The organism is Sediminibacillus terrae, assembly GCF_009602435.1.
GTDB lineage: Bacteria > Bacillota > Bacilli > Bacillales > Amphibacillaceae > Sediminibacillus > Sediminibacillus terrae.
Genome location: NZ_VZDQ01000007.1, coordinates 1 through 13,779, shown reverse-complemented (window position 1 = coordinate 13,779; position 13,779 = coordinate 1). Strand labels below are relative to the sequence as shown.

10 protein-coding genes, 1 rRNA gene and 1 pseudogene are annotated in these 13,779 nt (G+C 42.0%); 2 read left to right on the top strand and 10 right to left on the bottom strand.

The window, feature by feature from the left end:
• On the top strand, nt 1-342 hold a 342-nt coding region (locus F6X55_RS02550), incomplete at its 5' end, for a TniB family NTP-binding protein (protein ID WP_474103974.1).
• 66 nt (nt 343-408) lie between these two features.
• Here F6X55_RS02550 and F6X55_RS02545 read toward each other — a convergent pair.
• The 6 genes and pseudogenes from F6X55_RS02545 to F6X55_RS02520 form a co-directional block, all read right to left on the bottom strand.
• Nucleotides 409-759, bottom strand: a pseudogene (locus tag F6X55_RS02545) (LOG family protein); the annotation flags it as partial.
• A 199-nt stretch (nt 760-958) separates the two neighbouring features.
• On the bottom strand, nt 959-2,395 hold the full coding sequence (argH, locus tag F6X55_RS02540) for an argininosuccinate lyase (RefSeq protein ID WP_153461825.1): 1,437 nt from the start codon (nt 2,393-2,395) through the stop codon (nt 959-961).
• Between the two features lie 56 nt (nt 2,396-2,451).
• A complete protein-coding gene (locus F6X55_RS02535) occupies nt 2,452-4,137 on the bottom strand; it encodes an ABC transporter permease (RefSeq protein ID WP_153461823.1) in 1,686 nt (561 codons plus the stop codon).
• A gap of 10 nt (nt 4,138-4,147) precedes the next feature.
• Nucleotides 4,148-5,245, bottom strand: a complete 1,098-nt coding sequence (locus F6X55_RS02530) for an ABC transporter ATP-binding protein (protein WP_153461821.1) — start codon at nt 5,243-5,245, stop codon at nt 4,148-4,150.
• A gap of 105 nt (nt 5,246-5,350) precedes the next feature.
• Nucleotides 5,351-6,463 (bottom strand): extracellular solute-binding protein, encoded by a 1,113-nt coding sequence (locus F6X55_RS02525; protein WP_026772099.1) that lies wholly within the window; start codon nt 6,461-6,463, stop codon nt 5,351-5,353.
• A gap of 15 nt (nt 6,464-6,478) precedes the next feature.
• Nucleotides 6,479-7,651 (bottom strand): ROK family transcriptional regulator, encoded by a 1,173-nt coding sequence (locus F6X55_RS02520; RefSeq protein ID WP_035427627.1) that lies wholly within the window; start codon nt 7,649-7,651, stop codon nt 6,479-6,481.
• A 739-nt stretch (nt 7,652-8,390) separates the two neighbouring features.
• On the opposite strand from F6X55_RS02520, the gene F6X55_RS02515 reads away from it, so the two are divergent.
• The gene (locus F6X55_RS02515) at nt 8,391-10,907 is read left to right on the top strand and encodes a PIG-L family deacetylase (protein ID WP_237648584.1); all 2,517 of its coding nucleotides are present in this window, start codon (nt 8,391-8,393) and stop codon (nt 10,905-10,907) included.
• Nucleotides 10,908-11,438: 531 nt separating this feature from the next.
• On the opposite strand, the gene chrA is transcribed toward F6X55_RS02515, so the two are convergent.
• The 4 genes from chrA to rrf all read right to left on the bottom strand — a co-directional run bounded on the left by chrA (nt 11,439) and on the right by rrf (nt 13,769).
• Nucleotides 11,439-12,635, bottom strand: coding sequence for a chromate efflux transporter (gene chrA / locus F6X55_RS02510; RefSeq protein WP_153461819.1), 1,197 nt, complete (start codon nt 12,633-12,635; stop codon nt 11,439-11,441).
• 16 nt (nt 12,636-12,651) lie between these two features.
• A complete protein-coding gene (locus F6X55_RS02505; protein ID WP_026571971.1) occupies nt 12,652-12,957 on the bottom strand; it encodes a PadR family transcriptional regulator in 306 nt (101 codons plus the stop codon).
• A 192-nt stretch (nt 12,958-13,149) separates the two neighbouring features.
• On the bottom strand, nt 13,150-13,443 hold the full coding sequence (locus F6X55_RS02500; RefSeq protein WP_153461817.1) for a hypothetical protein: 294 nt from the start codon (nt 13,441-13,443) through the stop codon (nt 13,150-13,152).
• Between the two features lie 210 nt (nt 13,444-13,653).
• Nucleotides 13,654-13,769, bottom strand: a 5S ribosomal RNA gene (gene rrf / locus F6X55_RS02495).
• Nucleotides 13,770-13,779 lie beyond the last annotated feature (10 nt).

Below are 13,779 nucleotides of genomic sequence, written 5' to 3'. Positions count from 1 at the left end.
ATGATATTGATCGGAATGCCTGGAATTGAGAAAAGATTAGCTCGATATCCTCAACTTTATTCCAGAATTGGATTTGCCCATGAGTTTGATAAACTCAGTAAAGATGAAGCTCATCATATTTTGGAGTATAAATGGGAAGAGTTAGGACTTTCTATAAAACTTGAAGATTTTTCTGATTACGAAGCAATAACTAGTATTATTAAGATTACTGGAGGAAACTTCAGGCTTATACAAAGACTCTTCACCCAGATTGAAAGGATACTTGAAATTAATAATCTTGAAACCATTACAACAGAAGTTGTTGAAGCTGCACGAGACAGTTTAGTTATCGGAATCAAGTAATTATTAAAATCTATCTTTTACATGAAGATAGATTTTTATATTTCATCTCGTGCAAAATAGTACTTAAAATATGCGCAAAATACCGTTCAAAGTGACACCACCAGGCAATGCAATGAAACCATCTGCATACTCTGCCATTAAGGCTTTTCTTTCATGCATTGTTTTGACGACATGTAGTTCGGAAAGTTGTTGATGAGCAATTTCAACATTTTTCAACCGCTCAGGTATCACTCCTATCACTTTCCCTCCTGCCTCCATAACAGAATCCGCAACTGCTCCCATACAACCGACTGTTGCTCCTCCATAAACAAGATCCAAGCCATTATCCACCAGTACTTCCCCCAGTTTCTTGGCCTCTTCCATATAAATCGGGTCTATCCCCCTGCTCGAACCACAGTAAACTGCAATTGCTTTCATATCCATCTTCCTCACCGATAAATTTAGTGGGTTAGGTATAACACTACCCTATAAGAATTTCTCACCAACACCACCTATGGCAAGATAGCTTAGTTCAAGGTTAAGTTGACAAGGCCACGAGTTGTGACCTCCTATCCTAGACAGCAGATACTTCAGGCATCACTTGGCGCATTAGTATGTCTTTTGACTTGCTGACATCTTAGTTAACATTGCCATCGAACATCCTGCCAGTAATGTTTTGCTTCCTTTTTCGAATCATTTCCTTGACCAACTCCTGATTCGGGCCGCCCATCACCCTCCTTTTTTCTACAAAACAGGAGGGGTCCACTATTTCACGCCAATCTTCGTCTTTGAGCTGAACGCCTTCAAGCCAATTATTCACTGTATCTACCGGGATTTCATATAACTCTAACTCTGCAGCATCTGCTTTTTGGGCAATGATACTGGCATGATGATGTGCTTTTCGAAAAGAGAAGCCATAATCACGGGCCAGGACATCAGCAAGCTCGGTGATCGTAATCATATTTTCCCTTGCCTGTTGAAACGCCCTTTCCCTATTAAACTCCATTGTAAGAACGACAGCCCGCATCAGACGGAGCACCCGTATCCCTTTACGATACCCTTCATACAAGTGCGGTTGTAAATCGTCTTCGGTATCATTGATATCGCCATAAGGGGTGTTATGAATCATGTGGATGACAGTCATGCCTTCACCAGCTGCACTACTTGCCAAGGCTCTTGAATGTTCGATTGAAACGGGATTGCGTTTTTGCGGCATTATACTGCTGATTTGAACATAGGCATCGGACACTCTTATTAATCCTACTTCCTTAGATGCCATCCGGAGAAATTCTTGAATCCATCTCCCCATGTTTGTCATCAAACTAATCAAAGCTTGAGCAGCTTCAATTAAATAATCGGCTGTGCCTATCGCATCGTAAGAGTTTTCGACTACTCCATCAAATCCCAGTAATTCAGCTACCCGATCACGGTTAATCGGAAAGCCTGATGTCGTTATAGCTGCAGCACCCATAGGAGACTGGTTGACCGTTTGATAAGCATTCTTTAATCGTTTGATGTCTCTGTCTAAATTATCCGTAACCGCCACCAAATAATGGGCGAATGTAGTTGGCTGGGCAGGCTGTGTATGTGTGTGCGCAGGCATGATGGAGTCGATATGTCTTTCTGCCTGATACAGCAACGCTTCCTTCAAGTTTTCGGCTTCCCGGAGAGCGGATATGATATAATCCCTTATGACAATGCGATACATTGCTTCTCCCATATCATTTCGGCTTTTGGCAATATGCATTTTCCCGGCAAGCTCATCACCGATAATCTTACCGATTCTCGACTCTACCAGGAAGAACAAATCTTCAAATTCGGTTGTGTAATTCAGACCGGAAGTTTCCGTTTTCTCTACTTCTTTTACACCTTTCAGAATCAGATTTGCTTCCTGTTCTGAAATGATATGTTGTTCAGCAAGCATGGTGGTATGTGCTTTGTGAATCATGAACATGGCTTCGAATAAATGCTCTTTTTGCTCATAGAACACATGCTTCAATAAAGCTTCTGCGTATGTCTTTCCGGGGAATTGCTGACCATCTATCGCCTCAAATTTTTCTTTCAAAGAACTCATATCAAAACACCCCAATGATTTCATTATTAAACAACGCCGTTTTTAGTGCGGTTTTCTTAAAGTGTATTTTCAGACTTCACGCCGAAAAACTTGTAGGAAACAAACAGAACGATCGCAATCAACCCTACTTGAATCATTCCATATGCAGCTGCCTGCCCCAAATTGAACATTCGCAGCTGATTCATAATTTCAATGGATATCGGTCTGTTTCCCAGCGTATATAAAAGCACCGAAGTAGGGAACTCTCCCACTGCCTGCACAAAGGCAAGAAGTGAACCGCTCAATACTCCCGGCATGATATAAGGGAGAACAACCCTGCGAAAGGTATAGAACCATTTTGCCCCCAGGTTTTGAGCAGCCTCCTCGATGGAATCATCCATTTGTTCAAGAACAGCGTTCGTAGAGCGTACTACCAGCGGGATGAACCGCACAAAGTAAGCCAATGGCAAAATCCAAAAGGTTCCTACGAGAACCTTTCCGAATGAGAAGGCAGACGGCTCATTGAATGCAAGAATCAAATTCATCCCGACAACCGTTGCCGGCAAAGCCCATGGAATCATGACCAGAATATCCAACAAATTTTTCCCGATAAATGTCCGTTTAACAAGCGCATAGGAGGTGATGATGCCAAATACAAAAACTCCGCCACATGCGATTGCAGCCATGATCAAACTGTTCCGGACCGGGTCCCAAATATTTGTATCTTCAAACAGCAAACGAAAGTTTTCAAAACTGAATGCCTGCGGGTATGTCTGCCAAGTCCATGCCCCTTCTGGCACGAGTGACAACACAAGCAGAGTGACATGAGGAAGCAATAATACAATCATCGCAATGATCCCTAACGATACCATCGACCACTTCAGAAGCGGATTGCTTACTTCACTACGGTGGGCACCAATTCCCTTGCTGGCCATTCGATAGTCTTTTCTATTTTGAAACCAGCGCATAAATAAAAGAAAAGCAATCGATACTACCGATAAAATCACAGATTGGGTGGCAGCCATGTCTAAATCTCCATTTGTCTTAGAAAAATAGATTTGCAGACTTAGCACCCGGAATCCGCCGGCTAGTAAATATGGTGCACTGAACGAGGCCATCGACACCATAAATACAAGCAAAGAGGCAGCAACCAATCCCGGCGTCAATAAAGGAAATGTCACCTTCCAAAACACACTGAGTCGACTCGAACCCAAATTATAAGCCGCTTCTTCCAAAGAGGGATCGATATTATTCAATGCAGAGGAAGTCGTCATATAAAAATACGGATACATGGTGTAGGCATGTACCAATAAAATGCCAGATATACCACCGATGCTGAACGGAACCTCCGACAGATGAAATAAATCCTTTAGTGCGTTCGGCACCAACCCCGCTTCCCCGTACAGAAACATAAAGGCCATGACACCCACCAGGGATGGCAGGACAATCGGCATGATTGCTATGTTCGAGAAGAATTGTCGGCCTGGAAAATCATATCGATTAAAAATATAAGCCAAAGGAATACCGATCAGCGCACTGAAAAAAACAGATAGCAACGATATATAGACGGAATTCCACAATGCTTCAAGATTGGAAGCAGCTTTCGACCCAAAAAAATCACCATAATTTTGCAAGGAAAATGCACCGTTTTTCTTGAAACTCTCAATCAATGTTTCAATGGATGGATATAACACATATCCAACCAGAACTAATACAATGGGAATCAATAAAAGGATGGTTCTTTTTCTTTCAGCATTCAACATATGTACTCTCTCACTCCCCCGCCTTTGGAATCACTCTGATTTGATTTTGAGGTAGCTGGAAGCTAACTGAAGTACCTTCTTTCAGATAAGTACTCGGTCCATGGTTTAAATCGGTAGCCCTGATCTGAGCACCGTTTTCCATTTCAATATAGGTATGCACGGAAGCTCCCGTGAATTGGACTAGTGAGACTTTTCCTTTGAACACATTATTTCCATCGACAGAGTCTTTCAGGATTCGTACTGCTTCCGGGCGGATAGACATGACCAGCTCTTCTCCCTCAGCATAAGAAGCGATATTTTCTTCGGTGTGGTCCACATAGATGGACTTGTCAAAATCCGCAGATTGAAAAACAGCGGTTCCTTCCTCCTCTTTGTCCGGTTTGATTGAAAACAGGTTTGTCTCTCCTATAAAAGCTGCTACAAAGTCATTGACCGGCTTATTATAGATTTCAGAAGGGGTTCCAACCTGCTGGCATTCGCCAAAATTGAAAACGGCAATTCTGTCAGACATTGTCAGGGCTTCCACCTGGTCATGTGTGACATAAATAGTAGTGATACCATACTCACGTTGCAGCCGTAAAATCTCATTTCTCATTTCGTCTCTCAACCTGGCGTCCAAATTGCTTAATGGTTCATCCAATAGCAGGATATCCGGTTCAATGACAAGCGCACGGGCCAAAGCAACACGCTGCTGCTGACCACCACTCAACTGGCTTACCTGACGATCGATATACTGACCAAGGCGGACTTTGTTCAATACATCCTCTACACGGCTTCTGGTTTCCTTCTTGTCTGTCTTTCTGACTTTTAACCCAAAGGCTACATTCTCATAGACTGTCATATGCGGAAAAAGAGCATAGTTTTGAAATACCATTCCGGTATTTCTTTTTTCCGGCGGCACTGTTGTCATATCTTTCTCATTAAACTTCACTTTTCCTTCGGTAGGATAATAGAATCCGGCTATCATGCGAAGTGTTGTTGTTTTGCCGCAGCCGCTGGGTCCGAGGAATGTAAAAAACTCGCCTTCTTTTATCTTTAAATCCAGTTCTTTTACTGCCGTTACATTACCAAATCGCTTTGTTATCGTAGACAAATTCACCGTTGACATCGAAAACCAACTCCTCTAATTCAGGAAAACCAAGCCATGGCAGTTGCATCGCCACGGCTTCGTTTCCCTATTGTTAATCCGTCTCCTCATTGGTGGATAGAGGTTCTATTCTTCTTCACTTTTGTCTTTTTCTGTGTTTTTAATGTTATTATCCCAATATTCCATCCATTCCGGAGATTTTTCCTGGAACGTACCCCAGTCAATTTCCATCGGCTTGATTTCCGTTTCGGTTATCCATTCCGGAAGGTCTTCTACATCCTCCCTAGTCGGGATCCGATAATATTTCTCTGCGAGTAATTTTGCAGCCTCTTTCGTGTTGACAAATTCATAAAAAGCTTCCGCCGCTTTCGGATGCGGAGCGTCTTTTACAATGGCAATCCCTTCTGTCAAAACAGGTGTGCCGCTTTCCGGGATCACATAATCAAACGGATAACCTTTTTCTTCAGCGAGCATGACGGTATCCGGCATATTCCAAACCGACAATGATCCTACTCCTTTTGCTACCTGGTTATACATCATTTCCGGGTTCGCAGAGTATTCTTTTGTATTGGCATCCAGCTTTTCCAACCAATCATATCCTTCTTCCGGGCTCTCCGTATCCTTGTATGTCCGATAAATCATGGCAGAATAAATTGTCCGCATCGTTCCAGAAGCCAACGGATAACGGATTATCAGCTCATCCTCCCATTTTGGGTCAACCAGTTCATCCCAGTCTTTTGGCACTTCGTCTTCAGACAACTCTTTATTATTGTAGAGAATAACTTCCGGTGTGATCGAAGTACCGGACCAATACCAGTCTTCATCATGGTATAACTCGTCTAACGTATCGGCATAAGAAGGTTTATATTCAGCAAGCAAATCTTCTTCTTTGGCCTGGTCAAAATTGACCTGCGGGGCACCCCACCATACATCAGCCTGTGTATTGTTGGCTTCGGATCGAACACGGTCCAAAATCTCTTGAGAACCCATATCAAGGAACTCCATCTCGATGCCGTATTCCGCCTCGAATTGCTGTTCAAATTCACTTAAAATATCATTACCATGTGGTGAATACACGACTACTTTCTCTTCCAGTTCGTCACCTGATGCTGCTGTATCTCCTTCACTTTCACCTTCTCCAGAAGCTTCTTCGTCCGAACTTCCGGCCATACAGCCTGCCATCACAAACAACAATGCGGCAAACAAACTTAATAGCCAAGTCTTCTTAACCTTCCCCACAAAAATACCCCCTTGTTAAATAGAAAAAATAGTATCAAATTCCTTTAGAAATAAAGCAACTGCACCAATAACCCCAGCTTCTCTTCCAAATGTCGTAGCTACTACTTCACATCTCTTAGGAGCAAATCTTTCTAGGATGTCATTTATCTTCTCACTAATCACAGAGTAAGACCGGCTTACACCACCTCCTAAAATGATGACTTCAGGGTCGAACAAAGAGACGTAGTTCGCTATCCCGAGAGCCAAATTCTCTACTGCTGAATCAATAACTTCAGCTGCTTCCTTATGCCCCTGGCGATACAACATAAACGCTTCTTCGGCTGTCACCTTGGAATCCATTTTCTTTGATAACTGGTCACCAATCGATGATCCGCTGGCCACGCTTTCCAAAAATCCGAAACCTTCATAAACAGGGTGGTAGTTTTTCGCATAGACACGGTCTGTTACCAAGTAACCAATTTCTCCGGCACTATAATTGCTTCCACGATATAACTGACCATTAAGCATGATTCCACTGCCGATGCCAGTTCCAATTGCAATATAAATCAAATTTGTTTTTTGTTGCCCAGCACCTTTCCAGTGTTCTCCCAGTACATTGATATTGACGTCATTATCCACGAATATCGGGAACTCAAAATATTCGGCAAGGTTTTCCCTTATCGGGTATTGCTTCCAGCCAAGAGCAGGGGATTCATACACAATACCTTCCTCTACATTCGTCATGCCGGGTACGCCTACTCCCATCCCCAAAATCTTTTCTTCAGAAATATCCAATTCCTCTTTCATCGACTCTATATCCATTCGGATATTTTCCAATAACCCTTTTTCCAAGTTCTCCTGTGTAGGAAATTCACGGTAAGCGCAAATATTCCCGTTTAAATCACTAATGCCTGATGCTACCTTTGTTCCACCAATATCTACACCGATCACAAAAGCAAAACTGGGATTAAAGCATAGATGGACAGGTTTTCTCCCCCCATTAGCTGATGCTTCGCCACTTCCGGTCTCATATATCCATCCATCTTCCAGCAACTGGTCAACGAGTCCTGAAACAGTGGGTTTACTTATATTGATTTCCTTCGAAATTTCGGCTCTGGATGTTGGTTGATGCTCGATGACGCATTGTAACACCAGTCTTTTGTTCATATTTTTAATGTATGCCGCATTTCCTTTTTCCACTTTATGCATTACATAAGCCCCTTAAACAATCGGATTTTGCCATGCCTTGACTATGCAAATTGTCAGCATCCTGTATTTTACCTAGACAAGCATAGTTAGTTAGGTTTACTTATCAACTGTACACATCGTATATGAAAACGCTTATATTTGTAAAACGCTGAATTTTTAAATAATTATTGGATTTTAGGCTTTTTCCTCTCATTTGTTTTTCTTTTCTTCGTTATTCAAGCAATATCTTTATTTTTCTAGAGATAACCCGTCGCATGTAAGAATAACGATGTATTTAATCTTTATTTGCGCTCTGCCGACTGGTTTTTTATAGTCAGATACACCTGTTTATTCGACTAGAAATGACATGATTACCTGGATATCTCCCTCTCCCGTTCCTCCAATTCCATCCTTTTTCCCAAAAAGCGAAAGGAATTTTCTCCGGTTTTTAAAGCGCTTTCATACTTTTTAAGCCTTTATACCCTTTTCTAGTGAAAATGGAGGTAAAACGAAAAAAAACAAAGGAAACCTTTGTTTTTTTAAGATATAGACTAACTTCCTCCCGAATCAGGGATTTTCCGATAGTTGTAACCCTTTCATTTTTTCCCTACCGTTAAAAACAAGTAAAAACCTTGCCGGCAGTTGATTAGTAAAGTTTACTAACCTAAATGCCTTTTACTTATCGACTGGAGTCCGAGGAGGTGAACTTTAACATTCCATCTGGCAAGGAAAACATACTAGTGGAGAAAGGAGTTTTTTAATGATCAGAAAATGTAGTTATTTGTTGCTTTGTTTAGCCCTTTTCCTTCCCTCGTTTATTTCAACCCAAGCCTTTGGGAAAAGTTCTGGAAACGACCACAATCCTGAACTTTGGAGTGCTGTAAAACCCTTGAGCACCATTACTAGTTTCATGAACACAGGGGCCCACCCTGATGACGAGCGCAGTCACTTGCTTGCTTATCTATCCAGAGGACTTGGAGTCCATACAGCCAGTATTATTGCAAATCGCGGAGAAGGAGGACAAAACGAAATAGGCGAGGAACTTGGAAACGGATTAGGAATCATCCGTTCCAGAGAAATGATTGAAGCATCAAAAATCACAGGTGTGGAAGTTTTTCATTTAAGCGAAACGACCAACGACGAAATTTATGATTTCGGTTTTTCTAAATCTCCAGACGAAACCTTGACAAAGTGGGGAGAAGAAACCACCTATGAACGTTTTATCAAAAGAATTAGAATGTATCAGCCTGACATTGTTATGCCGTCATTTCGTGATGTGGAGAGCCAGCATGGACATCACCGAGCAATTGCCCAACTAAGCATGAAAGCTTTTGAAGATGCGGCCGATCCTACCGTTTTCCCAGAACAATTGGAAGAAGGTTTGCACCCGTGGCAAATCAAAAAACTTTACTTGCCAGCTTCAGAAGCCGATGCAACCGTCAATATCGAAGTCGGTGATTATGACCCGATTTATGACATGACGTATCCACAATTAGGTGAACAATCAAGGTACTTGCATAAAAGCCAAGGTATGGGGAGAGACATTGAGCCCGGTTCGCAAATCGAGTACTTAGAATTGGTGAAGTCATCGGTAGGAGAAATTCCGGACCAGGAGAGCTCTATCTTCGAAGGATTAAGTTATGACTTCAAGACATACTCCGACAACTTAAAAAAATCGGATAACAAAATAAAAGGGGACTTACGAAAGCTCCAGAAAAAACTGGACGAAGTAATCGATGCTTATCCAAATAACCAGGTAGTATTGGAAAAGTCTCATCAAGCATTAAAACAACTCTTTAAAACAAAACGAAAAGTAGAACGCTTCAACTTTAGACAAGTAGATAAAAACGATTTATTACACCGCCTCGAGGTGAAAGAAAACCAACTACAACAAGCAAGCCTTGTTGCTTCTCAACTGGAAGTTACAACAACCATTGATCAACCTGTTTTCGCCCAGGGTGCTGAAGCAACGGTTACCGTGACATTAAAAAACAACGGGCAGAAAACGTTGAAGGACGTATCTCCAAACTTAACAGGACCCGAAGACTGGGAAATCAAAGGTAAAAAAGGCGCTTTCGCCCTTCATCCTGGGGAAGTAAAGAACGTAAAGTTTTCCGTAACAGCAGCGGAGGAAGCAGATTATTATCACCCTTATGATAAGCCGGTTCTTCAAACAACTATTTCTTACCAGGTGAACCGTGTAACCTCTACTACATCGCATAATCCTGAAGAAACAATCGCAGTTCTTCCGGAGGTGGGATTGAAAGCTGATCCAGAAACATTAGCGATAAACACTGCTCAATCGAGAAAAGCAGTTGCAATCGACGTGGAGGTAACGAATTATACACGAAGTCCATTGGAAGCAGAAATTTCCCTACAGCTTCCCGAAGGTTGGGAACAAGCAGACAATAAAGATGTCTCCTTTGAGAAAGGGGAGATAGAAAAAACTATTACTTTTTCCATTGAACCTCCTGAGGATTTAACAGATGAATCTTTTGTCATCACCCCTACCGCAGCCGTAAATGGAAAGGTGCTGCAGAAACAAGTCCAGGAAATAGATTATGAGCATATCGGAACCTTCTACAATATTAAAAACGCCGATATAAATGGAATGGCGCTGAATTTAGAATTTCCTCAACATCTTCAAGTCGGTTATATTGATTCAGGTTTTGACAAAGTAGCGGATAAGCTATCAGAAGTCGGTATGAATATAACTAAAATCGAGGATTTGGAAACGGCGGACCTGACAAAATTTGATACAGTCGTGACCGGTATCCGTGCTTACCTTTCACGGGATGACTTGGTCGAGCAAAGCGACAAGCTTTTGGAATATGCAGAGAATGGCGGACATGTGGTGGTTCAGTATCATAAACCGGGTGACAACTGGGACCCAGCTAATACCGCTCCCTATCCTTTGACCATAGGATCTCCGTCTATTGAATGGAGGGTGACAGACGAAACATCCGAGTATAATATTTTACAGCCCGAGCATCCCTTATTCAATCAACCAAATCAGATTACCGAACAAGACTGGGAAGGCTGGATTCAGGAAAGAGGATTATACTTTCCAATGGAATGGGATGAACAGTATGAAACCTTCCTAACAATGACAGACCTCGACGGGGACCAATTCGAGGGCGGCATTTTACTGACTGATTATGGAGAAGGAACTTACCTTTATACAAACCTTGTCTGGTATCGTCAGATCCAGAACCTTGTTCCAGGTGGATACCGAATTTTCACTAATTTAATCAGCTATGACGGAAAGGAAGAATAATCTAATAACACTTGAACGATTACTGGAATGACTAGTAAGAGAGAACGCTTTGGGAGGGAAATTCCGAGCGTTCTCTCTCTTTGAGCGGCCAAGATGCCAAGGATTTTACACGCGTCTGGTTGCATTTATAATGAAATGTAACCAAACAGCCTTAACAAAGCGTAAAAAGTAAATCCAGTACCAATGAATAGAATGACAAACCTTATGATTATTCTTGTGATGTGATTCCATTTAGAAGGCATAAAAAAATCCAGAATGCCGACCGCTAAGAATAAAAAACCTATCATAAAACTGATAAGCAGCTCCAAAATACTCACACCTTCCTAGATTCACGATATGTTTCTAACAATCCACTCTTCTAATTTGATAATTTTACAGGAAAGCCATAGGTGGGGGCCTTCATGTATAGCTTGTTAATTGTTTAGCTTTTTTTAATTAGCTGAAAAAGGGAAAGATAACCTCAAGAATCTTGATTTTGCTGAAATAGCGCAAAACAATTGATATATCAGCGATTTCCTCTCCTGTCCTGGATTACAGCATTCCGAAGATGTATCCCCCACCGACCCCGACTAGCACAATGAGCCATGCGGGCATCTTCCATATATTCAATAATGCAAACAGAATGACGCCAAGAGCAAAATCCGTCGCATCAAAAATAGAGCTGCTGATGACCGGATCATAAAATGCAGCTAATAAAATGCCAACCACACTTGCATTGACCCCCATCAGTATCCCTTGGAAGGCAGAATGCTGGCGCAAAACATTTAAAAATGGCAAAGCCGCAATGACCAGCAGAAACGATGGCAGGAAAATCCCCACTGTCGCAAAAATCGCACCGACTATTCCTTCCATCAAGGTACCCAGGTAACTTGAAAATGTAAATAACGGACCTGGCACTGCCTGAGCCATTCCATAACCGGCAAGAAATTGATCAGGTGACAATAACCCCGGCGGTACCACTTCCCTCTCAATCATCGGTAAAACAACATGGCCACCCCCAAATACCAATGAACCGACCCGGAAAAACGTATCGAAAATATCCACTAATCGATTGTCGGTCGCACGTGCAATCAATGGTAACACGATAAGAGATGCAATTAGGATTCCCAAGGAAACAACTCCTGCTTTTTTAGAGATGGTAACCTTGAATGGTTCTATGTTAGATTCTGCTCTGTCCTTGAATAGTTTTAAACCCAACAATCCAGCTGCCAATATGATGACAATTTGCATCCAGGCCGATGGAAACATCAGCATCAGAGATGCGGCTGCAATGGCAATCGACAATCTGGTTTTATCAGGCGTCAGTTTTTTCCCCAATCCTATCAACGCATGAAGGACAACGGCTGCTGCGACGATTTTCAAGCTGTGGATAAAACCTCCCCCATCAAGTGTGAACGTTTGATAAAGCTTCGCAAAAACGACAAGTATGATGATGGATGGCACAGTAAACCCAAACCAGGATACCAATCCACCTAAAATCCCGCCACGCAGCATGCCGATTGAAATCCCGACCTGACTGCTTGCCGGACCAGGGAGGAACTGGCACAACGCAATAATATCGGCATAGGTTTTATCCGTCAGCCATTTCCGGCGATCGATATATTCATCCTTAAAATAAGCCAAATGTGCTACAGGGCCACCGAATGATGTCAATCCTAACTTCGTCGAGGCAATGAAAATTTGCAAGAGGACATGAAAATGATTTTGTTTCTCTAAGGATTTTGACATTCTGGATCATCACTCCTTACGTAATTTCTTTAAACAATTCATAAGCTTTTGCACGGGCTTCCTGAAGGACACTATCACCTTTATCTGTTATACGGTAATATTTTCGAATCTTCCCATCTACATTGACTTCTTCTTTTTGTAATAATTGATCCTTTTCCATATTGTGCAAAATCGGATACAAAGTCCCTGCACTGATTTCATAACCATGTTCCTGTAATTCCTCCAGCATCCAAGAACCATAAATCGCATCCTCTTTCGCGTGATGTAAGATATGTATTTGAATAAAGCCTAAAAATAATTTCCTTAATACTTTATTATCCACTCGGGTCCTCCTTCCTTCATTTTTGATCTGCACTGAAAGCGGTAATCGATATCGAGTTTCGATATCGATTATATAATTTACTGCTGATGATGACAACCAGCGGGCTGATAAGTTTAAAGAAACTCAATAAATTTAACAGTGGTGCAACCAAGTATAACAACAGGATCCTGAGTTCATGATGCTAAAAAGGGCTTATTCCACAAAAAACTCCAAAAAGGTTATCGGATAGTAAATGAAGAAAACATACAAGGCAACAACACATACAAGCAGTAGATTGCTTGCTACTAAGCTTTTGACCGTGCACAACTTTAGCTGAATCCCATAATTGAGGCCCCATAAAATAAAAATCATCCCTACGGCAATATGTTCGGCAGTATAAGGATCCGATTGTGGAGCGAAGTGCATTCCAAAGTACATTATACCTCCTAAAGCCAACAATAACAGTAGCAATAGCATGTTGATGATATGAATGATGGTTTGTTCCATTTAGTCTCCCTCCATCCGCTTTATTAAATGCTCATACATATGGGTGGTGACTTAACTTACTTCACTTGGACAAAAGCATGGCTTAAACCAACCATACCTGGTTTCAGGCGATATACGTTTGTCCTATTTTCTTTTGTCAAACCGGGTATTTAAAGTACATAAAAAAACACCCATGAATGAGCCAATCTCATTCATGGGTGTTTATGACATGCCTGGCGGCGTCCTACTCTCGCAGGGGCAAAGCCCCAACTACCATGGGCGCTGGAGAGCTTAACTGCTGTGTTCGGCATGGGAACAGGTGTGGCCTCTCCGCTATTGCCACCAGGCCTGCAGGAT

Bases quoted from the DNA above. Each gene is read 5' to 3' on its own strand.
- argH (WP_153461825.1), bottom strand. From the start codon at position 2,395: ATGAGTTCTTTGAAAGAAAAATTTGAGGCGATAGATGGTCAGCAATTC.
- F6X55_RS02535 (WP_153461823.1), bottom strand. From the start codon at position 4,137: ATGTTGAATGCTGAAAGAAAAAGAACCATCCTTTTATTGATTCCCATT.
- F6X55_RS02530 (WP_153461821.1), bottom strand. From the start codon at position 5,245: ATGTCAACGGTGAATTTGTCTACGATAACAAAGCGATTTGGTAATGTA.
- F6X55_RS02520 (WP_035427627.1), bottom strand. From the start codon at position 7,651: ATGCATAAAGTGGAAAAAGGAAATGCGGCATACATTAAAAATATGAAC.
- F6X55_RS02515 (WP_237648584.1), top strand. From the start codon at position 8,391: ATGATCAGAAAATGTAGTTATTTGTTGCTTTGTTTAGCCCTTTTCCTT.
- chrA (WP_153461819.1), bottom strand. From the start codon at position 12,635: ATGTCAAAATCCTTAGAGAAACAAAATCATTTTCATGTCCTCTTGCAA.
- F6X55_RS02500 (WP_153461817.1), bottom strand. From the start codon at position 13,443: ATGGAACAAACCATCATTCATATCATCAACATGCTATTGCTACTGTTA.